25 protein-coding genes are annotated in these 26,791 nt (G+C 61.3%); 20 read left to right on the top strand and 5 right to left on the bottom strand.

Going from position 1 to position 26,791, the window contains the following annotated elements:
- Positions 1-10 precede the first annotated feature (10 nt).
- The 18 genes from pduD (at position 11) to ACQUTP_RS13635 (ending at position 13,998) form a co-directional block, all read left to right on the top strand.
- The gene (gene pduD, locus ACQUTP_RS13720; RefSeq protein WP_017899216.1) at positions 11-685 is read left to right on the top strand and encodes a propanediol dehydratase medium subunit PduD; all 675 of its coding nucleotides are present in this window, start codon (positions 11-13) and stop codon (positions 683-685) included.
- Positions 686-699: 14 nt separating this feature from the next.
- Positions 700-1,221: a propanediol dehydratase small subunit PduE gene (gene pduE, locus ACQUTP_RS13715; protein ID WP_004205482.1), complete on the top strand. Its 522-nt coding sequence runs from the start codon at positions 700-702 to the stop codon at positions 1,219-1,221.
- A 15-nt stretch (positions 1,222-1,236) separates the two neighbouring features.
- A complete protein-coding gene (gene pduG / locus ACQUTP_RS13710; protein WP_285756340.1) occupies positions 1,237-3,069 on the top strand; it encodes a propanediol dehydratase reactivase alpha subunit PduG in 1,833 nt (610 codons plus the stop codon).
- Positions 3,059-3,409 (top strand): propanediol dehydratase reactivase beta subunit PduH, encoded by a 351-nt coding sequence (pduH, locus tag ACQUTP_RS13705; RefSeq protein ID WP_048295506.1) that lies wholly within the window; start codon positions 3,059-3,061, stop codon positions 3,407-3,409. Before pduG ends, pduH begins: the two co-directional genes overlap by 11 nt.
- Before the next feature lie 19 nt (positions 3,410-3,428).
- On the top strand, positions 3,429-3,704 hold the full coding sequence (gene pduJ, locus ACQUTP_RS13700) for a propanediol utilization microcompartment protein PduJ (RefSeq protein WP_001057755.1): 276 nt from the start codon (positions 3,429-3,431) through the stop codon (positions 3,702-3,704).
- Positions 3,705-3,707: 3 nt separating this feature from the next.
- Positions 3,708-4,190 (top strand): BMC domain-containing protein, encoded by a 483-nt coding sequence (locus ACQUTP_RS13695; protein ID WP_100098422.1) that lies wholly within the window; start codon positions 3,708-3,710, stop codon positions 4,188-4,190.
- On the top strand, positions 4,190-4,822 hold the full coding sequence (locus tag ACQUTP_RS13690; protein ID WP_285756337.1) for a phosphate propanoyltransferase: 633 nt from the start codon (positions 4,190-4,192) through the stop codon (positions 4,820-4,822). The genes ACQUTP_RS13695 and ACQUTP_RS13690 overlap by 1 nt, the downstream gene beginning before the upstream one ends.
- Positions 4,819-5,310, top strand: a complete 492-nt coding sequence (gene pduM, locus ACQUTP_RS13685) for a microcompartment protein PduM (RefSeq protein ID WP_065878766.1) — start codon at positions 4,819-4,821, stop codon at positions 5,308-5,310. Before ACQUTP_RS13690 ends, pduM begins: the two co-directional genes overlap by 4 nt.
- A 3-nt stretch (positions 5,311-5,313) precedes the next feature.
- Positions 5,314-5,589, top strand: coding sequence for a propanediol utilization microcompartment protein PduN (pduN, locus tag ACQUTP_RS13680; protein ID WP_000549823.1), 276 nt, complete (start codon positions 5,314-5,316; stop codon positions 5,587-5,589).
- Positions 5,590-5,598: 9 nt separating this feature from the next.
- The gene (gene pduO / locus ACQUTP_RS13675; RefSeq protein WP_285756334.1) at positions 5,599-6,609 is read left to right on the top strand and encodes a two-domain cob(I)yrinic acid a,c-diamide adenosyltransferase PduO; all 1,011 of its coding nucleotides are present in this window, start codon (positions 5,599-5,601) and stop codon (positions 6,607-6,609) included.
- Positions 6,606-8,000: a CoA-acylating propionaldehyde dehydrogenase PduP gene (gene pduP / locus ACQUTP_RS13670; RefSeq protein WP_285756332.1), complete on the top strand. Its 1,395-nt coding sequence runs from the start codon at positions 6,606-6,608 to the stop codon at positions 7,998-8,000. The genes pduO and pduP overlap by 4 nt, the downstream gene beginning before the upstream one ends.
- 11 nt (positions 8,001-8,011) lie before the next feature.
- Positions 8,012-9,124, top strand: coding sequence for a 1-propanol dehydrogenase PduQ (pduQ, locus tag ACQUTP_RS13665; RefSeq protein WP_057213082.1), 1,113 nt, complete (start codon positions 8,012-8,014; stop codon positions 9,122-9,124).
- Positions 9,121-10,476 carry a cobalamin reductase PduS gene (gene pduS, locus ACQUTP_RS13660; protein WP_285756329.1) on the top strand — a complete coding sequence of 452 codons (1,356 nt, stop codon included), beginning with the start codon at positions 9,121-9,123 and terminating at the stop codon, positions 10,474-10,476. Before pduQ ends, pduS begins: the two co-directional genes overlap by 4 nt.
- A gap of 2 nt (positions 10,477-10,478) precedes the next feature.
- Positions 10,479-11,033, top strand: coding sequence for a propanediol utilization microcompartment protein PduT (gene pduT / locus ACQUTP_RS13655; protein ID WP_017899223.1), 555 nt, complete (start codon positions 10,479-10,481; stop codon positions 11,031-11,033).
- Positions 11,033-11,383 carry a propanediol utilization microcompartment protein PduU gene (gene pduU / locus ACQUTP_RS13650; RefSeq protein ID WP_004205469.1) on the top strand — a complete coding sequence of 117 codons (351 nt, stop codon included), beginning with the start codon at positions 11,033-11,035 and terminating at the stop codon, positions 11,381-11,383. The genes pduT and pduU overlap by 1 nt, the downstream gene beginning before the upstream one ends.
- 4 nt (positions 11,384-11,387) lie before the next feature.
- Positions 11,388-11,870, top strand: coding sequence for a propanediol utilization protein PduV (gene pduV / locus ACQUTP_RS13645; RefSeq protein ID WP_064189505.1), 483 nt, complete (start codon positions 11,388-11,390; stop codon positions 11,868-11,870).
- Entirely contained in the window at positions 11,825-13,039 is a 1,215-nt protein-coding gene (locus tag ACQUTP_RS13640; RefSeq protein WP_428902397.1) for an acetate/propionate family kinase, read from the top strand. Before pduV ends, ACQUTP_RS13640 begins: the two co-directional genes overlap by 46 nt.
- A 92-nt stretch (positions 13,040-13,131) precedes the next feature.
- Positions 13,132-13,998 (top strand): L-threonine kinase, encoded by an 867-nt coding sequence (locus ACQUTP_RS13635; RefSeq protein ID WP_065696839.1) that lies wholly within the window; start codon positions 13,132-13,134, stop codon positions 13,996-13,998.
- Positions 13,999-14,001: 3 nt separating this feature from the next.
- Here the strand turns inward: ACQUTP_RS13635 and cobD are convergent, their stop codons facing one another.
- Both cobD and amiC read right to left on the bottom strand, forming a co-directional pair.
- On the bottom strand, positions 14,002-15,078 hold the full coding sequence (cobD, locus tag ACQUTP_RS13630; protein WP_004205464.1) for a threonine-phosphate decarboxylase CobD: 1,077 nt from the start codon (positions 15,076-15,078) through the stop codon (positions 14,002-14,004).
- A gap of 17 nt (positions 15,079-15,095) precedes the next feature.
- Positions 15,096-16,349, bottom strand: coding sequence for an N-acetylmuramoyl-L-alanine amidase AmiC (gene amiC / locus ACQUTP_RS13625; protein ID WP_017899228.1), 1,254 nt, complete (start codon positions 16,347-16,349; stop codon positions 15,096-15,098).
- A 227-nt stretch (positions 16,350-16,576) separates the two neighbouring features.
- On the opposite strand from amiC, the gene argA reads away from it, so the two are divergent.
- Together argA and ACQUTP_RS13615 are read left to right on the top strand one after the other, a co-directional pair.
- Positions 16,577-17,908, top strand: coding sequence for an amino-acid N-acetyltransferase (gene argA, locus ACQUTP_RS13620; RefSeq protein WP_004149616.1), 1,332 nt, complete (start codon positions 16,577-16,579; stop codon positions 17,906-17,908).
- A gap of 227 nt (positions 17,909-18,135) precedes the next feature.
- A complete protein-coding gene (locus ACQUTP_RS13615; RefSeq protein ID WP_080847521.1) occupies positions 18,136-18,456 on the top strand; it encodes a hypothetical protein in 321 nt (106 codons plus the stop codon).
- Between the two features lie 57 nt (positions 18,457-18,513).
- Here ACQUTP_RS13615 and recD read toward each other — a convergent pair whose 3' ends face one another.
- From recD to ptrA, 3 genes are read right to left on the bottom strand one after another with little or no spacing between them, the layout of a single operon-like run.
- The gene (gene recD / locus ACQUTP_RS13610; protein WP_202678018.1) at positions 18,514-20,358 is read right to left on the bottom strand and encodes an exodeoxyribonuclease V subunit alpha; all 1,845 of its coding nucleotides are present in this window, start codon (positions 20,356-20,358) and stop codon (positions 18,514-18,516) included.
- Positions 20,355-23,891, bottom strand: a complete 3,537-nt coding sequence (gene recB / locus ACQUTP_RS13605) for an exodeoxyribonuclease V subunit beta (protein WP_285756324.1) — start codon at positions 23,889-23,891, stop codon at positions 20,355-20,357. Before recB ends, recD begins: the two co-directional genes overlap by 4 nt.
- On the bottom strand, positions 23,888-26,773 hold the full coding sequence (ptrA, locus tag ACQUTP_RS13600; protein ID WP_048295526.1) for a pitrilysin: 2,886 nt from the start codon (positions 26,771-26,773) through the stop codon (positions 23,888-23,890). Before ptrA ends, recB begins: the two co-directional genes overlap by 4 nt.
- Positions 26,774-26,791: the final 18 nt, after the last annotated feature.

Raw genomic sequence — 26,791 nt, 5'->3', positions numbered from 1 at the left:
GGGGTGAGAAATGGAAATTAATGAAAAATTGCTGCGCCTGATAATTGAAGAAGTGCTTAGCGAAATGAAGAGCAGCGATAAACCGGTCTCGTTTAATGCGCCTGCGGCCTCCGCTGCGCCGCAGGCAACCGCGCCTGCTGGCGACGGCTTCCTGACGGAAGTCGGCGAAGCGCGTCAGGGCACGCAGCAGGATGAAGTGATTATCGCCGTCGGCCCGGCTTTCGGCCTGGCGCAGACCGTCAATATCGTCGGCATACCGCACAAGAGCATTCTGCGCGAAGTGATTGCCGGTATTGAAGAAGAAGGCATTAAGGCGCGCGTAATTCGCTGCTTTAAATCCTCCGACGTGGCCTTCGTCGCCGTTGAAGGCAATCGCCTGAGCGGTTCCGGCATCTCTATCGGCATCCAGTCAAAAGGCACCACCGTTATCCACCAGCAGGGCCTGCCGCCGCTCTCTAACCTGGAGCTGTTCCCCCAGGCGCCGCTGCTGACCCTGGAAACCTACCGCCAGATTGGTAAAAACGCCGCCCGCTATGCGAAACGCGAATCGCCGCAGCCGGTCCCGACGCTGAACGACCAGATGGCGCGGCCAAAATACCAGGCGAAATCGGCCATTTTGCACATTAAAGAGACCAAGTACGTGGTGACGGGCAAAAACCCGCAGGAACTGCGCGTGGCGCTTTGATAAAGGATAACTCCATGAATACCGACGCAATTGAATCGATGGTGCGCGACGTATTAAGCCGTATGAACAGCCTGCAGGGCGAGGCGCCAGCGGCGGCTCCGGCGGCTGGCGGCGCGCCCCGTAGCGCAAAGGTCAGCGACTACCCGCTGGCGAATAAGCACCCGGAATGGGTGAAAACCGCCACCAATAAAACGCTGGACGACTTTACGCTGGAAAACGTGCTGAGCAATAAAGTCACCGCTCAGGATATGCGTATTACCCCGGAAACCCTGCGCTTACAGGCTTCTATCGCCAGGGACGCGGGCCGCGACCGGTTGGCGATGAACTTCGAACGCGCCGCCGAACTGACCGCGGTACCGGACGATCGCATTCTTGAAATCTACAACGCCCTCCGCCCCTATCGCTCGACGAAAGAGGAGCTGCTGACGATCGCCGACGATCTCGAAAGCCGCTACCAGGCGAAGATCTGCGCCGCTTTCGTTCGCGAAGCGGCAACGCTGTACGTCGAGCGTAAAAAACTCAAGGGCGACGATTAATTACAGGGGCATGTGATGCGATATATAGCTGGCATTGATATCGGCAACTCATCGACGGAAGTCGCCCTGGCGACCCTGAATGAGGCTGGCACGCTGACGATTACGCACAGCGCGCTGGCGGAAACCACCGGGATCAAAGGCACGTTGCGTAACGTGTTCGGCATTCAGGAGGCCCTCGCGCTGGTCGCAAAGCGCGCGGGGATCAGTGTCAGCGATATTTCGCTCATCCGCATTAACGAAGCGACGCCGGTGATTGGCGATGTGGCGATGGAAACCATTACCGAAACCATCATCACCGAATCAACCATGATCGGCCATAACCCGAAAACGCCCGGCGGCGCGGGGCTTGGCGTGGGCATCACCATTACGCCGCAGGAGCTGTTAACCCGCCCGGCGGACGCGCCCTATATCCTGGTGGTGTCGTCGGCGTTTGACTTTGCCGATATCGCCAGCGTGATTAACGCTTCCCTGCGCGCCGGATATCAGATTACCGGCGTCATTTTGCAACGTGACGATGGCGTGCTGGTCAGCAACCGGCTGGAAAAATCGCTGCCGATCGTTGACGAAGTGCTCTACATCGACCGCATACCGCTGGGGATGCTGGCGGCGATAGAAGTCGCCGTACCGGGAAAGGTCATTGAAACCCTTTCTAACCCTTACGGCATCGCCACCGTATTTAACCTCAACGCCGATGAAACCAAAAACATCGTGCCGATGGCTCGCGCGCTGATTGGCAACCGTTCCGCCGTGGTCGTTAAAACGCCATCCGGCGACGTCAAAGCGCGCGCAATACCTGCCGGTAACCTGGAACTGCAGGCGCAGGGACGTACCGTACGCGTGGATGTCGCCGCCGGTGCCGAAGCCATCATGAAAGCGGTCGACGGCTGCGGCAAACTCGATAACGTCACCGGCGAGTCGGGGACCAATATCGGCGGCATGCTGGAACACGTGCGCCAGACCATGGCCGAGCTGACCAACAAGCCCAGCAGCGAGATTTTTATTCAGGATCTGCTGGCCGTTGACACCTCGGTTCCGGTGAGCGTCACCGGCGGTCTTGCCGGGGAGTTCTCGCTGGAGCAGGCCGTGGGCATCGCCTCCATGGTGAAATCTGACCGTTTGCAGATGGCGATGATTGCCCGCGAGATCGAGCAGAAGCTCAATATCGACGTACAGATCGGCGGCGCAGAGGCCGAAGCCGCCATTCTCGGCGCGCTGACCACCCCCGGCACCACGCGTCCGCTGGCGATCCTCGACCTCGGCGCAGGCTCCACCGATGCCTCCATCATCAACCCCAAAGGTGAAATCATCGCCACTCACCTCGCCGGAGCTGGCGATATGGTGACGATGATCATTGCCCGCGAGCTGGGGCTGGAGGATCGCTACCTGGCGGAAGAGATCAAAAAATATTCACTGGCGAAAGTCGAAAGTCTGTTCCATCTGCGCCACGAGGACGGCAGCGTGCAGTTCTTCTCCACGCCGCTGCCCCCCGCCGTATTCGCCCGCGTCTGCGTGGTGAAACCGGACGAACTGGTGCCGCTACCCGGCGACTTAGCGCTGGAAAAAGTGCGCGCTATTCGCCGCAGCGCCAAAGAGCGGGTCTTTGTCACCAACGCCCTGCGCGCGCTGCGTCAGGTCAGCCCGACCGGCAACATTCGCGATATCCCCTTCGTGGTGCTGGTGGGCGGCTCGTCCCTCGATTTTGAGATCCCGCAGCTGGTCACCGATGCGCTGGCGCACTACCGGCTGGTGGCCGGGCGAGGAAATATTCGCGGCAGCGAAGGCCCAAGAAACGCGGTGGCCACCGGTCTGATTCTCTCCTGGCATAAGGAGTTCGCGCATGGACAGTAATCACACCGCCCCGGCTATTGTGATCGCCGCCATCGACGGCTGCGACGGCTTGTGGCGCGAAGTGCTGCTGGGTATCGAAGAGGAAGGCATTCCTTTCCTGCTCCAGCATCATCCGGCCGGGGATGTCGTGGACAGCGCCTGGCAGGCGGCGCGCAGCTCGCCGCTGCTGGTGGGCATCGCCTGCGATCGCCATACGCTGGTCGTGCACTACAAGAATTTACCCGCATCGGCGCCGCTTTTTACGCTGATGCATCATCAGGACAGTCAGGCCCACCGCAACACCGGTAATAACGCGGCACGGCTGGTCAAAGGGATCCCTTTCCGGGATCTGAATAGCTAAGCAACAGGAGAACAGCAGTATGAATAACGCACTGGGACTGGTTGAAACAAAAGGGTTAGTAGGCGCCATTGAAGCCGCCGATGCCATGGTGAAATCGGCCAACGTGCAGCTGGTCGGCTACGAAAAAATTGGCTCGGGTCTGGTGACCGTCATGGTTCGCGGCGATGTCGGCGCGGTCAAAGCGGCGGTGGATGCGGGCAGCGCGGCGGCAAGCGTGGTGGGTGAAGTGAAATCCTGCCACGTGATCCCGCGTCCGCACAGCGACGTTGAGGCCATTTTACCGAAATCAGCCTGATTGTTGGCGAATAAGGAGCACCGCGTGAAGCAATCACTGGGATTACTTGAAGTTTGTGGTCTGGCACTGGCTATTAGCTGCGCCGATATCATGGCGAAATCCGCTTCTATCACGCTGGTCGCCCTCGAAAAGACCAATGGTTCAGGCTGGATGGTCATTAAAATTACCGGTGATGTGGCCTCAGTACAGGCGGCCATCACCACCGGTGTACAGTTTGCCGAACAGCGAAACGGTCTGGTGGCTCATAAAGTCATCGCCAGACCCGGAGAAGGGATCCTGCCAGCAGAGGCTCCCCCACCCTCCGTCATGGAACCTGAGCCTGAAGAGTCAGAGACGGCTAATGTCGTTTCTGAAGCGCCAGCAGAAGAGCCCCTCCAGCAACAAGGCGTGGTGAGCTGCAACCTGTGCCTGGATCCAAAATGTCCGCGCCAGAAGGGCGAGCCGCGCTCCCTTTGCATTCATCCCGGCAAGCGAGGTGAAGCGTAATGGATAAACAGCTTCTCGAATCAACGGTCAGTAAAGTCCTCGACGAGATGCGCCTGCGGCCCATTCCGCTGGGGGTTTCAAATCGTCATATCCACCTGTCGGCGTCGGATTATGAACGCCTGTTTCCCGATCATCCCATCAGCGAGAAAAAAGCGCTGCTGCAGCCGGGACAATACGCCGCGGAGCAAACCGTCACCCTGGTAGGACCGAAAGGGCAACTTAAAAATGTGCGCCTGCTCGGCCCACTGCGTTCGGTAAGCCAGGTGGAAATATCGCGTACCGATGCCAGAACCCTGGGGGTTGCGGCGCCGCTGAGAATGTCCGGCAATCTGAAGGGGACGCCGGGCATTCGCCTGGTCAGCCCTTTTGGCGAACTGGAGCTACCTTCCGGGGTTATCGTCGCGCAGCGGCATATCCATATGTCGCCGCTCGATGCGCTTATCCTGCGGGTTTCCCATGGCGACAGGGTCTCCGTGGCCATTGAAGGCGACGAGCGCGGGCTGATTTTCGACAACGTGGCGATTCGCGTTTCACCAGACATGCGCCTCGAAATGCACATTGATACCGATGAAGCCAACGCCGCCGGTGCAGATAACCCGCAGGCCTTTGCCCGGCTGGTAGGCCCGCGATGAACGGCGCAGTTTTGCAGCGCATTGTGGAGGAAATCGTCTCCAGGCTGCAGCGTCGCGCCCAAAGCACGGCGACGCTGAGCGTTGCGCAACTGCGCAATGCCGACTGCCCCGGGCTGTTCAGCCAGCACGCCTCGCTGCGCATCCAGCTCGTCGACCTGCCGCTGCTGGCTCAGCTTGCGGATACGGAAACCGACGATCCCGCGGCGCGGAAAATTCACGAGGCGCTGGCTTTCGGCATCCGCGTGCAGCTCACCCTGCACAGCCAGCTGCTGCCGGTTATCCCGCTCAAAAAACTGGCGCGCCTGCCGGTGATATTCACCGACGAGCGCGGACGGCCGCTGATCCTGCATGCAGGTTCAGTGCTGAGCTATCGCGACGTCGCGCAGCTGGGCCAGGGGCGTCTGGTTATCCACCGCAAATGCATCGTGACCGCGCTGGCGCGCGAAGCCGCAAATGCGCGGAATATTCAATTCATTAAGCAGGAGTAAATCATGCATCTGGCACGAGTCACGGGCGCGGTTGTCTCCACGCAAAAATCGCCTTCCCTGATCGGCAAAAAGCTGCTGCTGGTGCGGCGGGTCAGCGCCGATGGCGAACTCCCCGCCTCCCCCACCTCCGGCGATGAAGTCGCCGTGGATTCCGTCGGCGCAGGGATCGGCGAGCTGGTTCTGCTTAGCGGCGGCTCCAGCGCCAGGCACGTTTTTTCCGGGCCAAACGAGGCCATCGACCTCGCCGTTGTCGGCATTGTCGATACGCTTTCACGTTAAGGAGCGAATATGGCGATTTATACCCGAACGGGCGACGCTGGCACCACCTCACTCTTTACCGGCCAGCGGGTGAGCAAAACGCACCCGCGGGTTGAAGCCTACGGCACGCTGGACGAACTGAACGCCGCGCTGAGCCTGTGCGCCTGCGCCGCCGCGGATAAAAAACACCGCACCTTACTCGAGGCCATCCAGCAGCAAATATTTTGGTTTAGCGCAGAACTGGCCAGTGACAGCGAACAGCCGTCGCCCAAACAGCGCTATATCAGCAGCGAAGAGATTTCCGCCCTGGAAGCCGCCATCGATCGGGCCATGGCCCGCGTCGAACCGCTGCATAGCTTTATTTTACCCGGCCGCTGCGAAGCCGCGAGCCGCCTGCATTTTGCCCGCACGCTGGCCCGCCGCGCCGAACGCCGTCTGGTTGAGCTGGCGGCGGAAGTTAACGTGCGCCAGGTGCTGATGCGCTACATCAACCGCTTATCAGACTGCCTGTACGCCCTGGCCCGCGCGGAAGATAGCGATGCGCACCAGAACAATATTATTCGTGAGGTTAGCAGGCGCTATCTGGCCGCCAGCCAGCCGAGCCACAGCAAGGAGACGACGCCCGTGGCGCTCTCATTCCACGATCTGCACCAGCTCACCCGCGCCGCGGTTGAGCGCGCGCAGCAGCTTCAGGTGCCGGTGGTGATTAGCATCGTTGATGCCCACGGTACGGAAACCGTCACCTGGCGGATGCCGGACGCCCTGCTGGTCAGCAGCGAACTGGCGCCGAAAAAGGCCTGGACCGCGGTGGCAATGAAAACGGCGACCCATGAGCTGAGCGATGTCGTTCAGCCAGGCGCCGCGCTTTATGGCCTCGAAACGCATTTACAGGGAAAAGTCGTCACCTTTGGCGGCGGTTACGCCCTGTGGCGCGACGGCTCATTAATTGGGGGTCTTGGCATCAGCGGCGGCAGCGTTGAACAGGACATGGACATAGCACAGACCGCCATTGCGGCCATTAACGTGGGAACACATCAATGAATACTTCTGAACTCGAAACCCTGATTCGCACCATTCTTAGCGAGCAATTAACCACGCCAGCGCAAACGCCGGTCCAGCCGCAGGGCAAAGGGATTTTCCAGTCCGTCAGCGAGGCCATCGACGCCGCGCACCAGGCGTTCTTACGTTATCAGCAGTGCCCGTTAAAAACCCGCAGCGCCATCATCAGCGCAATACGTCAGGAGCTGACGCCGCTGCTGGCGACTCTGGCGGAAGAGAGCGCCAATGAAACGGGGATGGGCAACAAAGAAGATAAATTCCTGAAAAACAAAGCCGCGCTCGACAACACGCCGGGCGTGGAAGACCTCACCACCACCGCGCTGACCGGCGACGGCGGCATGGTGCTCTTTGAATACTCACCGTTTGGCGTTATCGGTTCGGTCGCGCCGAGCACCAACCCGACGGAAACCATCATCAACAACAGTATCAGCATGCTGGCGGCGGGCAACAGCGTTTACTTCAGCCCGCATCCGGGGGCGAAAAAGGTCTCTCTGAAGCTCATCAGCCTGATAGAAGAGATTGCCTTCAGCTGCTGCGGCATCCGCAACCTGGTGGTCACCGTGGCTGAGCCGACTTTCGAAGCAACCCAGCAGATGATGGCCCACCCGCGCATCGCGGTGCTGGCTATCACCGGCGGCCCGGGTATTGTGGCAATGGGCATGAAGAGCGGTAAAAAAGTGATTGGCGCAGGCGCAGGCAACCCGCCCTGTATCGTTGATGAGACCGCTGATTTGGTGAAGGCGGCGGAAGATATCATCAACGGTGCCTCGTTCGATTACAACCTGCCGTGCATCGCCGAGAAGAGCCTGATTGTGGTGGAGAGCGTAGCTGAACGTCTGGTGCAGCAAATGCAATCCTTCGGCGCGCTGCTGCTGAGCCCCGCCGATACCGACAAACTCCGCGCCGCCTGCCTGCCTGAAGGCCAGGCGAATAAAAAACTGGTCGGCAAAAGCCCTTCAGCCATGCTGGAAGCGGCCGGGATTGCCGTGCCGGCGAAAGCGCCGCGTCTGCTGATTGCTATCGTCAACGCCGATGACCCGTGGGTCACCAGCGAACAGCTGATGCCGATGCTGCCGGTAGTGAAAGTCCGCGATTTCGATAGCGCGCTGGCGCTGGCCCTCAAGGTTGAAGAGGGGCTGCATCATACCGCCATTATGCACTCGCAGAACGTGTCGCGCCTGAACCTCGCGGCCCGCACCCTGCAAACCTCGATATTCGTCAAGAACGGCCCCTCCTATGCCGGGATCGGCGTCGGCGGCGAAGGTTTTACCACCTTTACCATTGCCACGCCAACCGGTGAAGGGACAACCTCGGCGCGCACCTTTGCCCGCTCCCGGCGCTGCGTGCTGACCAACGGCTTTTCCATCCGCTAACCGAGGTCGCGATGAATACTTTCTCACTACAAACGCGGTTGTACAGCGGTCAGGGCAGTCTGGCGGTGCTCAAGCGCTTTACCAATAAGCACATCTGGATAATCTGCGATGGCTTTCTGGCGCGTTCGCCGCTGCTGGATACCCTGCGTAACGCGTTGCCCGCAGATAACCGCATTAGCGTCTTTAGCGAGATAACGCCGGACCCTACTATCCATACCGTGGTGCAGGGGATTGCGCAAATGCAGGCCCTGCGTCCGCAGGTGGTCATCGGCTTCGGCGGCGGTTCGGCAATGGACGCGGCGAAAGCTATCGTCTGGTTCAGCCAGCAGAGCGGCATCAACATCGAAACCTGCGTGGCCATACCAACCACCAGCGGCACCGGCTCGGAAGTGACCAGCGCCTGCGTGATTAGCGACCCGGATAAAGGCATTAAGTACCCGCTGTTCAACAATGCGCTGTATCCGGATATGGCGATCCTTGACCCGGAGCTGGTGGTCAGCGTGCCGCCGCAGATTACGGCCAACACCGGCATGGACGTGCTGACCCATGCGCTGGAGGCGTGGGTTTCGCCGCACGCCAGCGACTTTACCGACGCGCTGGCGGAAAAAGCCGCCAAACTGGTGTTCCAGTATCTGCCCACGGCGGTGGAAAAAGGCGACTGCGTGGCGACGCGCGGGAAAATGCATAACGCCTCAACCCTCGCCGGGATGGCCTTCAGCCAGGCGGGACTGGGGCTTAATCACGCTATTGCCCACCAGCTTGGCGGACAGTTTCATCTGCCGCACGGCCTGGCTAACGCGCTGCTGTTAACCAAGGTTATCCGCTTTAACGCCGCTGTTCCCCGCGCTGGCAAACGCTATGCGCGGCTGGCCAAAGCCTGCGGCTTTTGCCCGGCAGAGGCCAACGACGTCACAGCGATCAATGCGCTGATTCAGCAGATCGAACGACTCAAGCAGAGCTGCGCGCTGCCGTCACTGGCCGTTGCGCTTAAAGAAGGAAGATCCGACTTTTCCGCGCGTATTCCGGCAATGGTGCAGGCCGCGCTGGCGGACGTCACGCTACGCACCAACCCGCGCCCGGCCAGCGCCGAGGAAATTCGCGAACTGCTGGAGGAACTGCTATGAGCGCCGCCATCAACAGCGTTGAAATCTCCCATAGCGCCGATGAAATCCGCGAGCGCGTGCGCGCAGCAGGCGTCGTCGGCGCGGGCGGCGCGGGGTTTCCCGCCCACGTTAAGCTACAGGCGCAGGTAGAGATTTTTCTGGTCAACGCCGCCGAGTGCGAACCGATGCTCAAGGTCGACCAACAGCTGATGTGGCAGCAGGCTGCGCGCCTTGTGCGCGGCGTGCAGTACGCGATGACGGCAACCGGCGCGCGCGAAGGGGTCATTGCCCTGAAAGAAAAATACCGCCGGGCTATCGACGCCCTTACCCCGCTGCTGCCTGCCGGTATCCGTCTGCATATTCTGCCGGATGTCTATCCCGCGGGCGATGAAGTGCTGACCATCTGGCTGGCAACCGGTCGCCGGGTCGCGCCCGCCGCGCTGCCGGCCAGCGTCGGCGTGGTGGTCAATAACGTGCAAACGGTCCTCAATATTGCCCGTGCGGTTGAGCAGCAGTTTGCGGTGACCCGCCGCACGCTGACCGTTAACGGCGCGGTCGCCCGACCGCTGACCGTCACGGTCCCCATCGGCATGCCGCTGCGCGAAGTACTGGCGCTGGCGGGCGGCGCGACGGTCGATGACCCCGGTTTTATTAACGGCGGTCCGATGATGGGCGGCCTGATCACCTCTCTCGATAACCCGGTGACCAAAACCACCGGCGGCCTGCTGGTGCTGCCGAAAAGCCATCCGCTTATTCAGCGGAGAATGCAGGACGAACGCACGGTGCTTTCCGTGGCTCGCACCGTCTGCGAGCAGTGCCGGCTGTGTACCGATCTCTGCCCACGGCATCTGATCGGCCACGAACTCTCTCCGCACCTGCTGGTGCGGGCAGTGAACTTTCATCAGGCCGCTACGCCGCAGCTGCTGCTTAGCGCCCTCACCTGCTCGGAGTGCAACGTCTGCGAAAGCGTGGCCTGCCCGGTCGGCATTTCGCCGATGCGCATCAACCGCATGCTGAAACGCGAGCTGCGCGCGCAAAACCGGCGCTATGAAGGGCCGCTGTATCCTGCCGACGAAATGGCGAAATACCGCCTCGTACCGGTGAAGCGATTGATCGCCAAACTGGGATTAAGCCCCTGGTACCAGGAGGCGCCGCTGGTTGAAGACCAACCATCAGTAGAAAAAGTGACTTTGCAGCTGCGCCAGCATATCGGCGCCGGCGCGGTGCCCAACGTTGCGGTTGGGGAGCGCGTAACGCGCGGACAATGCGTTGCCGATATTCCGGCAGGTGCATTAGGCGCGCCGGTTCACGCCAGCATTGATGGCGTTGTTACGACCATCAGCGAACAGGCCATCACGGTGGTAAGAGGTTAACCATGTCTCAGGCTATAGGAATTTTAGAACTCACCAGCATTGCCAAAGGGATGGAACTCGGCGATGCGATGCTGAAAAGCGCCAACGTCAATCTGCTGGTCAGTAAGACCATCTGTCCGGGGAAGTTTTTGCTGATGCTCGGCGGCGATATCGGCGCTGTCCAGCAGGCCATTGAAACCGGCACTTCGCAGGCCGGCGAAATGCTCGTCGACAGCCTGGTTCTGGCGAATATTCATCCCAGCGTCCTTCCGGCCATCAGCGGCCTGAACAGCGTAGACCGACGCCAGGCGGTCGGCATCGTTGAAACCTGGAGCGTGGCGGCCTGCATCAGCGCCGCTGACCGGGCGGTGAAAGGCTCAAACGTCACCCTGGTGCGGGTGCATATGGCCTTCGGCATCGGCGGTAAATGCTACATGGTGGTGGCGGGCGACGTTTCTGATGTCAACAACGCGGTGACGGTTGCCAGCGAAAGCGCGGGCGAAAAAGGGTTGCTGGTTTACCGCTCGGTGATCCCGCGCCCGCATGAAGCGATGTGGCGACAGATGGTGGAGGGATGATGGAAAGGCAGCCAACAACGGATCGCATGATTCAGGAATATGTTCCCGGAAAACAGGTGACCCTCGCGCACCTGATTGCCAATCCAGGGAAAGATCTCTTTAAGAAGCTGGGCCTGCAGGATGCGGTATCCGCCATTGGCATCCTCACCATTACGCCCAGCGAGGCGTCGATTATCGCCTGCGATATCGCCACCAAATCCGGCGCGGTAGAGATTGGTTTTCTTGACCGCTTTACCGGCGCCGTGGTGCTGACCGGCGACGTTTCCGCCGTCGAGTATGCCCTCAAGCAGGTGACGCGCACGCTGGGCGAAATGATGCAGTTCACTACCTGCACGATCACCCGGACGTAGCGCAATGAAACGTCTGATGCTTATCGGCCCCAGCCAGTGCGGGAAAACCTCGCTTACCCAGGGTCTACGCGGCGAAGCGCTCCATTACAAGAAAACTCAGGCGATTGAATGGTCGCCGATGGCCATCGACACGCCGGGCGAATATCTGGAGAACCGCTGCCTTTATAGCGCCCTGCTGACCAGCGCCTGCGAGGCCGACGTTATCGCGCTGGTGCTGAATGCCGACGCCCAGTGGTCGCCGTTTTCTCCGGGTTTTACCGTCCCGATGAACCGTCCGACGATTGGCCTGGTCACCAAAGCTGACCTCGCCGACCCGCAGCGGATATCGCTGATCGGCGAGTGGCTCAGGCAGGCTGGTGCCCGGCAAATTTTTATCACCAGCGCGCTGAATAATTCGGGTCTTGATGCCGTGCTGAATTTTCTGAATTCGAAGGAACCTTTATGTCTTACAAAATCATGGCCATTAACGCCGGCAGTTCATCGTTAAAATTCCAGCTGCTGGAGATGCCGCAGGGCGACATGCTCTGCCAGGGATTAATCGAACGTATCGGCATGGCAAACGCCCAGGTGACTCTCAAAACGCCGGAGCAGAAATGGCAGGAGACGGCGCCGATCGCCGATCACCGTGAAGCCGTCACCCTGCTGCTTGAAAAGCTCCTCAACCATCGGATTATCCAGAGCTTGCAGGATATCGATGGCGTCGGCCACCGCGTGGCGCACGGCGGGGAGCGCTTTAAGGATTCGACGCCGGTCACCGATGACACCTTAGCGGAAATCGAGCGCCTGGCAGAGCTGGCCCCGCTGCATAACCCGGTAAATGCCTTAGGCATCACAGTGTTCCGCCAGCTGCTGCCCGACGCGCCGTCGGTGGCGGTGTTTGATACCGCTTTTCACCAGACGCTGGATGAGCGCGCGTTTATCTATCCGCTGCCGTGGCGCTACTACAGCGAGCTGGGCATTCGCCGTTACGGCTTCCACGGCACCAGCCACAAGTACGTTAGCGCGACGCTGGCGGAAAAGCTGGGCGTACCGTTGAGCGCTCTGCGCGTAGTGTGCTGCCATCTCGGCAACGGCAGCAGCGTTTGCGCCATCAAAGGCGGGCGTTCGGTTAACACTTCAATGGGCTTTACGCCGCAGTCCGGGGTGATGATGGGCACCCGCAGCGGCGATATCGATCCGTCGATTCTACCGTGGCTGGCGCTGCATGAGGGTAAAACGCCGGAGCAGTTGAATCAGCTGCTGAATAACGAGTCCGGCCTGCTGGGGGTTTCCGGCATCTCGCACGATTACCGCGATGTCGAGCAGGCGGCGGACAGCGGCAATCGTCAGGCGGCCCTGGCGCTCTCGCTGTTTGCCGAGCGCATTCGCGCCACTATCGGCAGCTATATTATGCAGATGGGCGGCCTGGACGCGCTGATCTTTACCGGCGGCATCGGCGAAAACTCCGCCCGAGCCAGGAGCGCCATCTGCCATAACCTGAATTTCCTCGGGCTCTCGGTCGATGAAGAGAAAAACCAGCACAACGCCACCTTTATTCAGGCCGAAAATGCGATGGTCAAAGTGGCGGTGATCAAAACTAATGAAGAGCTGATGATCGCCCGCGATGTGATGCGCCTGGCGCTGCCGCAGGCGCGCGAGCTGGCGGTACCAGCCTAAACGACGCCTCTCCCCTTTGCGGAGAATCATGGTAACCGGCGTGTCGCCGTGCCACTATGCGCCCTGGCGAAGGTAAGCGGAAAGGTGAAAACGTGGCCGTTGCACAATGTCCCGCCTCATGCGGAGAACTTATCCAGGGCTGGATCCTCGGCAGCGAGAAGCTGGTCTCCTGCCCGGTGGACTGGTACAGCACCGTCGAGGTCGAGACCGGCAAACCGCGCAACGATGAGCGGCCGCTGTCGCGGGCGATGGTCGACCAACTGCTGGCCCACTGGGGCTACCCGGCGGCGCTGAGTCAGCAGATCCGCATCACCCTGCACTCGACGATCCCGGTAGCCAAAGGGATGGCCAGCAGCACCGCCGATATCGCCGCCACCGCGGTGGCCACCGCCCATCATCTGGGCCACGCGCTGGATGAGCCGACGCTGGCGCGCCTGTGCGTCGCGCTGGAGCCCACCGACAGCACCCTGTTCCACCAACTGACGCTGTTCGATCATAATACCGCCGCTACCCAAATCGCCTGCCCTGCGCCACCGGCGCTCGACCTGTTAGTGCTGGAGAGCCCGCTGACGCTGCGTACCACCGACTACCATCAGCTGCCGCGCGAGGCGGGTCTGCTGGCTAACGCCTCCCGACTGCAGCTGGCGTGGGAGAAAGTGCAGCAGGCCTGCCAGCATGGCAGCCCGCAGCTGCTGGGCGAAGCGGCCACTATTAGCGCCATCGCCAGCCAGCAGCTGTTGCCCAAGCCGGGGTTTGACGCGCTGCTGGAGCTGGTGGAAAGCGCAGGATTGTATGGCCTCAACGTGGCGCACAGCGGCAGCGTCGTCGGCCTGCTGCTGGACCGCCGTCGTCATGACGTGGATTTTTTGCAATGGCGGCTGGCAGAGCGCGGCATCGCCGCCCACTGGCCGCAACAGCATCTGCTGGCGATGGTGCCGGGGGGCGTCACCCTGCAGTAGGGCTCAGGCCAGCGCCCGGCGCAGCGCCGCCAGCAGCTGGTCGTTTTCGCCGGCGCTGCGGATCGCCACCCGGAAATAGCGGCTATCCAGCCCCGGGTAGTTGGCGCAGCTGCGGATCAACACGTGCTGGCGCAGCAGGGCGTATTGCAGGTCAAGATCGGGTCTGTCACAGCGCAAGAACAGGTAGTTGGCGCGCCCGGGCCACACGGTCAGCCCGGCCATCTCCTGAAGCTGCGCGTAGAAACGCGCTCCCTCCTCCTGCAGCCACTGCCAGGTGGCCCGCTGATACGCCCGGTCCTGAAGAATGATCTCCCCTGCCAGAGCGGCATAGGCATTGATTGACCATGGCATTTGTCGCTCGCGCAGCCGGGCCACCGCCCGGGCGTCAGCGTTGAGCAGGTAGCCTAGACGCAGCCCCGGAATAGCATAAAATTTGGTCAGCGAGCGCAGAACCCAGACGTGCGGATACTGCGCCAACAGGGGAATAAACCCCGGCTGATCGGGAATAAAGTCGAGGAAGGCTTCATCGAGGATCAGGCTGATATTCAGCGCCCGACAGCGTTGCGCAATGGCTTCCAGCAGGCCACGCTCCGGCAGCAGACCAGTGGGGTTGTTCGGGGTGCAGAGAAACAGGCAGTCCAGCGCCGGCGTGAGAGCATTGAGGATCCCGTCGGTCAGCTGCCAGCCATCGCGCTCCTGCAGGGCATACTCCACCACCTCGCAGTCCACAGTCTGCAGCGCGCGCCGGTACTCTGCGAATCCGGGAATGACGATCATCGCCCGCCGCGGCTTAAGGCCGTGGACAAGGGTGAAGATCGATTCAGTTTCGCCGTTGCCGGCGAGGATATGCGCCGCCGGCAGCCGATGGTGTGCCGCCAGCGCCTGATGCAGCTGTTGATACTCAACGTCAGGGTAGCGCTCGGCGCAGCCGGGATTGTCGACGATCGCCTGCCTGAGCGAGGCGGGCATTCCCAGCGGATTGATGTTGGCGCTAAAGTCCAGCAGTTCGCCGGGCGCAATGCCCAGCAGGGCGGCGGCCTCGCGGATATTGCCGCCATGGGTGCTTTTCAGTAAGGCCATGTCCCTTTCCTGTGTGGTTATCCGCGGCGGGCCAGCGTCGCGCCGTCGGCGAAGTAGGCTTTAATCCCGGCGAGGATCGACTCGGCTACCTGCTGCTGGAATTTGGCCGTTTTCAGCTTCCGCTCCTCTTCCACGTTACTGATAAACGCCGTCTCCACCAGAATGGAGGGGATATCCGGCGCCTTCAGCACCGCAAAGCCCGCCTGCTCTACCCGGTTCTTGTGCAGGTTATTGATATTGCCCATTTTCTCCAGCACTGCCTTACCAAATTTGAGGCTGTCGGCGATGGTGAGGGACTGCACCATATCGAACATGGTGTGGTCGACATAGCGATCGCCGCTCTTGCTGACCCCACCGATCAGATCCGAGGCGTTCTGCGTCTGGGCGAGATATTTTGCCGCGGTACTGGTGGCCCCCTTGGTGGAGAGCGCAAACACCGAGGAGCCGCTGGGCTGGCGGCTGGTAAAGGCGTCGGCGTGAATCGAAACGAACAGGTCGGCGCGCTGCTTCTGCGCCTTGGCGACACGCACCTTCAACGGGATAAACACGTCTTCGTTGCGGGTCATATAGGCCTTCATATTGCCTTCTTTGTCGATTAGCGCCCGCAGGCGGCGGGCAATTTGCAGCACCACGTCTTTCTCGCGGGTGCGATACTTGCCCACGGCGCCAGAGTCTTCGCCACCGTGGCCGGGATCGAGCATGATGACAATCGGCCGGTCGCGCCCGGCTTTGCCCGGCTGCGGCCCGCTTTGCGCCGGCGGCACCTGTCGCTCCAGATCGCCTTTGTTGTAATCCTCGAGCAGCGCCAGTAGCGGATCCTGAACATCGGTGGCGTTGGCGGGGTAGAGATCCATCACCAGACGCTCTTTAAAGCCAGCTACCGGCGCGAGGGCAAACAGCTGCGGCTTAACGTTCTGCTTGAGCTCGAAGACCATGCGCACGGTTTGCGGATCAAACTGGCCCACGCGGGCGGACTTAATAAAGGGATCGTCATCGCGGATCTGCCCCCCCATGCCTTTCAGCACCGAGTTGAGATTAACCCCTTCCAGATCCACCACCACCCGTTCCGGATTACTGAGGGCAAACTGCCGGTATTTCAGCACATGATTCGATTCCACCGTGACGCGCGTGTAGGTCGATGCTGGCCAGACGCGAACAGCGACCACCCGCGCGGCGGCGGCCAGCCCAACGGGGCTCACGCTCATTAACCACATGGCGCCCGCGCCCTGCAGCAGACGGCGACGGCTTAATCCAGAGTTGTTTCCCGACATGCCACTCCCAAGCAATAAAAACGCATTTATACCCAAAACAAACAGATTGACCAGAAACTTTAACGAAAGGCATATAACCTGTCATCTATAAAAGGGTAAACATTCATTGACACCCTGCGCCGGGTCACATGTTTTTCGTGGCTTAGCCTCAAATTGGGGCTTGCGTTTAACGGCAAAACAGAATAAAAATACAATAATTACGAATAATCATGCATTGAGGGTTTGTCATGGTGAAGGAACGTCGCACTGAACTGGTAGAAGGATTCCGCCATTCTGTTCCCTATATAAATGCCCATCGGGGAAAAACGTTTGTCATCATGCTGGGCGGTGAAGCCATTGAGCATGAAAATTTCTCAAATATTGTCAATGACATAGGACTATTGCATAGCCTGGGCATTCGCCTGGTGGTGGTCTATGGCGCCCGCCCGCAGATTGACGCTAATCTCGCCGAGCACCACCACGAGCCGGTCTATCACAAGCAGACGCGAGTGACTGACGCCAAAACGCTGGAGCTGGTTAAGCAGGCGGCGGGGATGCTGCAGCTGGAGATCACCGCCCGCCTGTCGATGAGCCTCAACAACACCCCGCTGCAGGGGGCCCATATCAATGTCGTCAGCGGCAACTTTATCATCGCCCAGCCGCTGGGCGTCGATGACGGCGTCGATTATTGCCACAGCGGGCGCATTCGCCGCATTGACGAAGAGGCGATTCATCGCCAGCTCGACAGCGGCGCCATTGTCCTGATGGGGCCGGTCGCGGTGTCGGTCACCGGCGAGAGCTTTAACCTGACTTCGGAGGAGATCGCCACCCAGCTGGCCATCAAGCTGAAGGCGGAGAAAATGATCGGCTTCTGTTCTTCGCAAGGGGTTTACAACCAGGCCGGGGAAATTGTCTCTGAACTGTTCCCCAATGAAGCGCAGGCCCGCGTCGAAGAGCTGGAAGCGGACGAAGATTATAACTCTGGCACCGTACGCTTCCTGCGCGGGGCGGTGAAGGCCTGCCGCAGCGGCGTGCGGCGCTGCCACCTGATCAGCTATCAGGAAAATGGCGCGCTGCTGCAGGAGCTGTTCTCACGCGACGGCATCGGCACCCAGATCGTCATGGAGAGCGCGGAGCAGATCCGTCGGGCGACCATCAACGATATCGGCGGTATTCTTGAGCTGATAAGCCCGCTGGAGCAGCAGGGCATCCTGGTGCGCCGCTCCCGCGAACAGCTGGAGATGGAGATCGACAAGTTCACCATTATTCAGCGCGATAACACCACCATCGCCTGCGCCGCCCTCTATCCTTTCCCGGAAGAGAAGATCGGCGAAATGGCCTGCGTGGCGGTGCATCCGGATTACCGGAGCTCGTCGCGGGGAGAGGTGCTGCTGGAGCGTATTGCCGCCCAGGCCAGACAGATGGGCCTGAGCAAGCTGTTCGTGTTAACCACCCGCAGCATCCACTGGTTCCAGGAGCGCGGCTTCACGCCGGTGGATATCGACCTGCTGCCGGAGAGTAAAAAGCAGATGTATAACTATCAGCGCCGGTCGAAGGTGCTGATGGCCGACCTCGCTTAGCTCCTTCTCCCCCCTTTCTAACGGCCGAGGATAGCGCGACGCTCATCACGTTAACCCCGGCCGGTATCCCCCTCTTCGCGCCGACCTGACGTGCGGCACGCGGGCTAAATTCCTGGTTTCCGCGCAGACCATATCTTTCTCGCTGGCTCACCGATATGCTACTGGCTGTCGACAGGATATCGACTGGCGCCACGGCCACCACCCGCCTTGCAAGGATCGCTTAACGAATGGAAACCCAACCGAACTGGCTGGTCAGACATATCAACCTCATTACCGCCGCGGTCGCCCTCTATCCGTGGTTGCTGTTGATTTTGTTGCTCTGGGACAACCAGCGCCATCATCAGAATGGCTATGCCGCGCTTGGCGCCGCCGTGGCGATATTATTTCTGCTGGCCCTGACGTCCGGCATGAATCTTCTCATCTCCTCGCTGGTGATTTTTTGTGCCCGCTGTTCCACCCTACCGCTGGCCGGCGGCGCAGCAGTCCGCTTTTTCGCCATGAACTCGATCTCGGCGCTCTGGCTTATCCCTCTGTTCTTCAGTTACTGATTTTTCCGCCAGCCCGGGCAACGGCTGCAGCATTTTCCATCGCCCGGACCCGGCGTCTCAGGGGGCTTCACGCCCGGCGAAAATCTCCGCCAGGCCGCTGCGCCGCTCGGTGCGGGTCACAATGGCCTGGGAGAGCACCTGCTCGTCGGCATAGAGCGACAATCGCCGTTTTGCGCGGGTGATCGCGGTATAGACCAGTTCGCGTGTCACCAGAGGAACGCTGCGCGCCGGCAGGATCAGCGCCGCATGGTCGAACTCGGAGCCCTGCGATTTATGCACGGTCATCGCCCAGGCGGTGTCATGCTCCGGCAGGCGGCTCGGCTGCACCGACTTGATGGCGCCGTCGGGCATCAGGAACCATACCCGCAGCTCGCCGTTGCGCTCCAGGGCGATGCCGATATCGCCGTTAAACAGCCCCAGCGCGCTGTCGTTGCGCGCGATCATAATCGGCCGGCCGTCATACCAGCGGGAGTGGCGCGGCAGGGCGATCGCCCGCTGGCGGTTGAGCCGCTGCTCCAGCCGCTCATTGACGCCGCTCACGCCGTACGGCCCTTCCCGCAGCGCGCACAGCAGCTGAAATTCGCTGAAGGCGGCCAGCATGGCCTGCGGTTCCACCCGCTCGCGGCGCAGCTGCAGGTAGTGCTCATAGCCCTGCTGGGCCGCGCCGAGCATGGCTTCGTACTCTTCGGTCGTACTGAGGGGATGAAGCGCGATATCGTCAAACGGCTGGCGCAGCGTGGCCTTCACCGCCGCGCGCGCGCCAGCGTTCACCGCCCGCGCCAGGCTCCCGATGCCGGAGTGACTGCCGAAGCGATAGCTCTTTTGCAGCAGGCACAAGCTGTCTCTCAGCGCGCCAGCGATAGCCCCCTCGCCCGCTGGTACCGGCGAACCGGTCAGCCGGGTCAGCTCCTGCGCCCGCGCGGCGGTGTAGCCCGAGCTCGCCCAGGCGCAGATATCCCCCAGCACCGCCCCCGCTTCTACCGAGGCCAGCTGGTCACGATCGCCGAGGAAGATCACCCGCCCGTGAGCCGGCAGCGCGTCGATGAGCCGCGACATCATCGGCAGGTCGATCATCGAGGCTTCATCCACCACCAGCACGTCGAGATGCAGCGGGTTGCCGGCGTGATAGCGCATGCGCTGGCTGCCTGGCTGGGCGCCCAGCAGACGATGCAGCGTGCTGGCCTCGGTGGGAATCAACGCTTTCTGCGCGTCGGTCAGCGGCAGTTTTCTCAGCGCCGCGCCCAGCGATTCGGTCAGGCGCGCCGCCGCTTTCCCCGTCGGCGCCGCCAGACGAATACGACAGCGCGGACTATCTTCAATCTGGATCAGCGCCGCCAGAAGTTTGGCCACGGTGGTGGTCTTCCCGGTCCCGGGACCGCCGGAGATCACCGAGATGCGGCGGGTCAGCGCCACCGCCGCGGCAACTTTTTGCCAGTCGGTTTCGCCGGTAGCAGGGAACAGGGCATTGAGGGTTGCCGCCAGCCGGGCCTCATCCATCTCCAGCACCCGGTTGGCTTCGTTGAAGAAGCGGGCGACGGTCAGCTCGTTGCGCCACATCCGGTTCAGATAGAGCCGGTCGCCGCATAAAATCATCGGCGCCGGGGCATCGCCGCAGCTCACCGCCGATGAAGCGAGCAGCAGCGCGGGCCAGTCCTCCGGCGCGCCGGCGTCGGCCAGCAGCCGATCGCGGATCTCCCCCGCTTTCCCGCTTAGCGCCTCGTCGCCGCTCAGCCGCGAGAGCGGCAGGCACACGTGCCCCTCTCCGGCATCACGGCTCAGCAAGGCCGCCGCCAGCTTGACCGCCGGCGGGTCGTTTTGCGCCACCATCAGGGCAAACTGGACGTCCAGCGGCCGCAGCAGACGCTGCTCCACCGCCGCCAGCAGTAGTTGATCAAAAGTCATGAGGCCTCCTCCTGAGTTTCTCCGGCAAAAAGCTGATCCAGACCGTCAATCAGCGGTCGCACCGGCCGGGTAGTGAAGATCCCCTGCCCCCCCTCCTGACCGTCCATGCCGCGCAGGAAGAGATAAATCACGCCGCCGAAGTGGCGGTCATAGTCGTAATCGGCCAGCCGGTGGCGCAGATAGCGGTGCAGCGCCAGGCTGTACAGCTGATACTGCAGATCGTAGCGGTGGGCCCGCATCGCCTGCTCCATCGCTGGCCGGGTATAGGCCTCGCGATCTTCCCCCAGCCAGTTGGATTTGTAATCCAGCAGGTAATAGCGGCCTTCGTGGCGGAAGACCAGATCGATAAAACCCTTCAGCATGCCGCGCACCTGGCGGAAATCCAGCGGCGGCGTGTCGGCGGAAAGGGGATCGTACTGGCGGATAAGCGCATCAAGGCGCTCCGCCGTCAGCAGCTGCGCGATGGGCAGGTAAAATGCCATTTCCACCTGTTTATCCCGCGCCGCAAGCTGATTGAGCGCGATATCCGGCCCCGGCAGGCGGGTCTTCAGCACGCCCCCCAGCCAGTCGGTCAGCACCGGCGCCCACTGTGCGTCAAACCCGCTCAGCTGCAGTTTCTCCGCCATCCATCCGTCCGGCACCGGCTGGGTAAAGTCCAGTTCCTCAAACAGACTGTGCAGGAAGGTCCCCGGCGCAGCGCCGCGCGGGAACTGGTGCGGGGTCAGCTGCGGCTCTTCCACCACCTCGCCGACGCCGACGGCATCGATATCCAGACGTGGCAGCAGATCCTGCCCGCTGCTGAAGCCATGCTGCTGCAGACCGGAATAGCTGGTTACCCGCCAGTCATCGGCGATACGGCGCTGCAGCTCGCGCGCCGACAGCGGGGGGATGCTCGCCGCCGGCGCCTGCCACGGGGTCAGATCCAGCTCGCCCGGCCTCTGCAATGCAATATCGCCATGGCAGAAGTCCGCTAAGCGCGCGGCCAGCCCGGCGGCATCCATGGCTTCGCCCGCCTGCAGCAGCCGCCCCAGGGCGCTCAGATGAAAATCGCTGTTGCCGGACTTTCGGCTGCTGAGGGGCGCTACGCCGAGGCTGCAGTGCCAGACCGCGCGGGTCAAGGCGACGTACAGCAGGCGCAGATCTTCCGCCAGCCGCTCCGCCTCCGCCAGTTCGAGGCTGGCCTCATCCTGGCCCAGATCCAGCACCGCCGCGAACGTCTCGCGATCGTGATAGAACGCCTGGTCCTGTTTGCGAAACCGGGCGATAAACGGCAGCCAGACCAGGGGATATTCCAGCCCTTTTGACTTATGAATAGTGACGATTTGCACCAGGTGCTTATCGCTTTCCAGACGCATCTGCTGGCTGGCAGCGTTGCTGTCCGGCTCGGCGATATGCTGCGTCAGCCAGCGTACCAGGGCATGCTCGCTTTCCAGCTGGCTGGCCGCCTCCTGAAGCAGTTCGCTGATGTGCAATATGTCGGTTAAGCGCCGCTCGCCGCCCCGGGTCGCCAGCAGGTTCTCGGCGATATGCCGGGCCGTCATCAGCGCCCGCAGCATCGGCATCACCCCGCGCTGACGCCAGATCTGGCGGTATTCACTGAACTCCTCCACCAGCGCGTCCCACGCCTGCTCATCCTGATTGAGATTTTCAATATCCCGCGCGGTCAGGCCAAACATCGAGGTCGCCAGCGCGCTGCGCAGGGTATTTTCCCGCTCCGGGGACAACACCGCCTGCAGCAGCCAGAGCAGCTCCTGGGCCTCCAGCGTCTCAAAAACGCTGTCGCGGTTGGAGAGGTAGACCGAAGGGATGCCCAGCGTCTGCAGCGCTTCACGCACCTGCGCCGCCTCCAGCCGGTTGCGCACCAGCACGGTAATATCCGAAGCCTGCACCGGGCGCGAGGTTTCCCCACGCCACAGCAGCGCGCGCCCCTGCTGGCCGGCGCTCAGCCAGTCGCGGATCTGCGTGGCGCAGAGCTGCGCCATAAACGTCTGATAATCGCCGGCGCCCACGGTCTCGCCGGACATCAACCAGACGTTCATCGCCGGTACGTCCGCCGCGTCAACGGTAAAGCGCAGCCCCTGGTTCTTCGCCGCCGCCTTCACCGGCAGGAACGGGATCTCGCGAAACATGAAGGGGTTATCGCTGAGGCTGAACAGCCGGTTGACGCTGCCCACCATGCCCGGCGAGGAGCGCCAGTTGGTGTCTAGCGTATAGTGCGCGGCAACGTCGCCGCGCGCTTTCATATAGGTAAAGATATCGGCGCCGCGAAAGGCGTAGATGGCCTGCTTCGGATCGCCGATCAGCAGCAGCGCCGTCTCCGGCTGCTGGCGCCAGATACGGCGGAAAATCCGGTACTGTTGGGGGTCGGTATCCTGAAATTCGTCGATCATCGCCACCGGAAAACGCTGGCGAATGGCGCTAGCCAGCGCCTCGCCGCTGTCGCCGCGCAGCGCCTCGTCAAGCCGGCTGAGCATATCGTCAAACCCCAGCTCGCCGCGGCGGCGCTTTTCGCGCGCGACCGCATCGCGGATCTCGACCATCGCTCTCGCCAGCACCAGATCGGTGAGCGTCAGCGACGAGGCCAGCAGCGATTCTACGGCGCTAAACAGAGGATGTACGGGCGGTTCGCCACCGGCTTTGGTACGCTCAAGCAGAAACGACTGGGCAAATTTTTCCAGCGCGTCGGGTAACTGATAGCTCAACGTCTCTTCCTGCGCCCAGGCGGTCACTTTCTCAAGCCATTTGCCCTGGTTGCCGCGATTGAACTTCCGCCGGTCAAGACCCGAATCTTCAAGCACGCCTTCGATCTCGCCCACCTGCTCGCGCCACTGCTGCTTGAGCGAGTCAATGCGGTCGATGATTTGCTGATGGCGTTCGGCCAGCGTCTCGTCGGCGGCTGGCGGCGACTTAAGCTGCGGCGCTTCGCCCTGCAGCCAGCGGTCAAGGGACTTCAGCAGATCGCGCGGCCCTTTCCAGACATCGTGGATCACCGCCGCGATATCGCGGGTCAGCGGATAACAGTGACGGCGCCAGAAGTCGGCGCAGGCCTGATAGCGCAGGCGGGATTCATCCTCTATTAGCTGCTGCTCGAACAGCATGCCCGATTCGAAGGCGTTAAGGCTCAGCATCCGCTGGCAAAAACCGTGGATGGTGAACACCGCCGCCTCGTCCATCTGCCGTTCAGCCAGCAGCAATGTCTTTACGGCGTCCTCTTTATCGACGATCTCCGCCAGCAGCGCGCTGTAGAGCGGGTTATCGGATTCACCGCGCATACAGGCGATGCGCAGTTCGTGGATGTTGCTGCGGATACGCCCGCGCAGCTCTTCAGTCGCCGCCTCGGTAAAGGTCACCACCAGCAGTTCTTCAACGCTGATGGCGCGGGGATAGGCGGCCTCGCCGCCCAGCCCCAGCAGCAGCCGCAGATACAGCGCGGCGATGGTAAAGGTTTTTCCGGTGCCCGCAGAGGCTTCTATCAGGCGCTCGCCCCTCAAGGGCAAGCGCAGGGGATCCAAAGACTCAGCGGTGTCGGTCATTCATTCTCTCGCATCAGGGGTAAGGATTGCTGCAATGCGCTGACGTTTTCCCACACTTTGCCGCCTGCCGGCTGGGCATAGTCCGCTTTGCCATTCTGGCTACCGGAAATCTGGGACAATATCGTCATGCCCTGCGGCTCCACCACCGTCTGATGGAAGAAGTCAGCAAGTTTTTGCGGCGTCAGCAGTTTAATCTGAGCCACTACTTTATCACGTGAATCAAAACGCATATTACCGCGATCGAAATCTTTGCTCAGTTTCGATGCCTCTTCGCCCAGCGTCTGCGGCGCCTGCATCATCTGGCTTATCACCGCCTGCTGGAGCTGGGCAAACTCTTCCGGCTTCATCGCCCGCAGCTTCGCCTCCGCGGTGGGGAAGAAGGCCTGGAACCGCTGCCAGAGGAAAGCCGGCTGCTTATCGCTACTTTGCAGCAGGAAGCCCATGCCCCACTGACGTCCCACGTTCATCGGGAAGGCAAAGACCGCGTAGCCGAGCTGCTCTTCGGTACGCAGCTGGTTATAGAACCACGGCTGAATAATCTGTCCCAGCAGGGTGCTGGCGGCGGTGCTGCTGAACTCATCCACGTTGGGCGGTGCGAACACCGCGGCCAGCGCAGAGTCGGTGCTGTTACCCGCTTTGTTGAAGATCGCCAGCTGCTGCCGGTTCACCACCACATCTTTATTGCGGCACCATTCGTTGCCGTCAGCGCCCAGCTGCTGCTGGATCTGGCGAGCCAGCGTCGTGGCGGCATCGGCGGACATATTGCCGATCACCATCAGTTCAGGGCGCCCCTTGGTTTTCAGGTTGGCGCGGTAGTCGAGCACCTCCTGCAAGGTGATGGAAGGCAGCAACGCCCGGCGTACTTCGCGCTGGAAATACGGTACCTGGGAGACCATCTGGATCGGCATTATCGCCTGATCGTAGGCTTTGCCCTTCTCAGCGGAGTCCATCATTTGCGCATACCACGATTTGGCCTGCTCCAGCTGCTCCTCGGTCGGCGTATAGCTGAAGTATCCCTGCAGCAGGTCGCTGAACAGCGCCGGCAGGTGCTGGGTATAGCCGTTGGCATTGACCATTAACCCGTTATTGGCGCCGGTGGAGAACGAAATGCCGCCGACCGCCGCCTGGTTACTGAGCTGATCGAGGGCGATGCCGGCGAGATAATCGTTGAGGGCAAACATCACCTGCCGGCGAGCGCTGTCCATCGCCTGGGGATTACGCAGCACCAGGGAGATATCCGCCTTCGGCTCGCTGGCGAAATACTGGCTCGGGGCATAAACCACCCGCAGCGTCGGTTCATCGAGGATCAGCTGCGGGTGCGGCCAGGCTTTATCGCTTTTGATGAGGGTGAAATCATCCGGAATATAGGGGTTGAGCACCGGCAGCTGCAGCTTGATGGCCTGCGCTTTTTGCTGCCAGTCAGCGAAGGTCTGCTCGCTAATCTTATCCACCTGATACGGCGCATCGACAAAATAGGCGGTCTTGTTATGCGGTTCCTGCGGGCTGATATACCAGATGCGCGCGTTCTGCGGGGTCATCATCGCCAGCCGGTCTTTAATCGCCTGCGGGTCGTACCGATCGGCAATGTTGACCACGTCCAGCGCATGCTCGACCGGCACCCGGATCATGGTATCCGCCAGCCATTCCACGTAATCCATATCACGGTTGATCGACGGATAGCGGAAATCCAGCGCCAGCACATGCGCCAGCTCGTCAAAGTAACGTTTGTCGACGCCCTGGGTACGCAGGAGGTCGAGGTAGCTGAATATGGCCGCCGTCACTTCGTCGCGGTGCGCCAGGCCTTTATCGGTGAGGGTGGCAGAGATCGCCAGCACGCCGCTGTTGCCGTTCACCACCGGGTCAGAATCCGCGCGGATGCCTTCCGCCAGTCCCTGCTTTTGCAGCCAGTCGGAGAGCGTGCCCGGGCTACGGTTGCCGATCAGGTAAGTGACCAGCTCATCGGTTTTGCTGCGGAAGCGATCGCTGTTGTTGTCGATGCGAAACTCGACGCGCAGCACTTTACGCGGCATCGCCGGCACATAGTGAATAATGATGCCTTTTTGCGCATCGGTTACCACCGGCACGCTTATTTCCGGCCTGCTGATTTGACGATTCGGCACGCGGCCAAAGGTGTCAGCGGCCATGCGCGCCAGCTCCGGCAACGGCTTGTTGCTGTAGATCACCGCCTTCATCAGATTGGCGGAGTACCAGCTATCGCGGAAGGTATGCAGCGCATCAAGTACCGGGCTGCCGGGCTTATCGCTGAGCGTCTCGAGGTTGCCGCCAGAGAAGTGGGCCGCCGGGTGAGCCGGGTTAATGGTTTCTGCGCTGACCTGGGCCATGCGCATCCCGTCTCGCGTCCGGGCCATGGTTAGCTCGGCGTTGACCGCGTTACGTTCGCGGTCGGCATATTTTTTATCCAGCAGCGGCGCGGCGATGGCATCCGCCAGGCGGTCTACGGCCCCGTCCAGCGCATTATTCTCCACTTCGAGATAGAACGCGGTGCGGTAGGGCGCGGTGCTGGCGTTATGGCTGCCGCCGTGCAGTTTAAGAAACTCTGCCAGACTGTCAGGCTGGGGATATTTTTGTGACCCCATCAGCGTCATATGTTCCAGAAAATGCGCCAGCCCCTGATGATCGGCCGGATCCTGCAGGGATCCCACCGGCACCACCAGCGCCGACAGCGATTTCACCGCCTGCGGATCGGAAACCAGCAGCACGACCATGTCGTTATCAAGACGGATCGCCTGATACTGACGCGTATCTTTTTCGCTTTTGCGGATCGTCTCCTGAACAGGCTGCCATCCGGTGTCGGCCTGACTAAACGGCGCCCAGAGGGCGGCCAGCACAACAAAAATCTTGAACCATAAACTGCGGGGCATTCACGAACCTCATCATTA

The organism is Klebsiella sp. 2-CIP_Kleb. (assembly GCF_050378715.1).
Taxonomy (GTDB): domain Bacteria; phylum Pseudomonadota; class Gammaproteobacteria; order Enterobacterales; family Enterobacteriaceae; genus Klebsiella; species Klebsiella quasipneumoniae.
The sequence above is the reverse complement of the archived record's forward strand: the minus strand, read 5'-3'. Positions and strand labels throughout refer to the sequence as shown.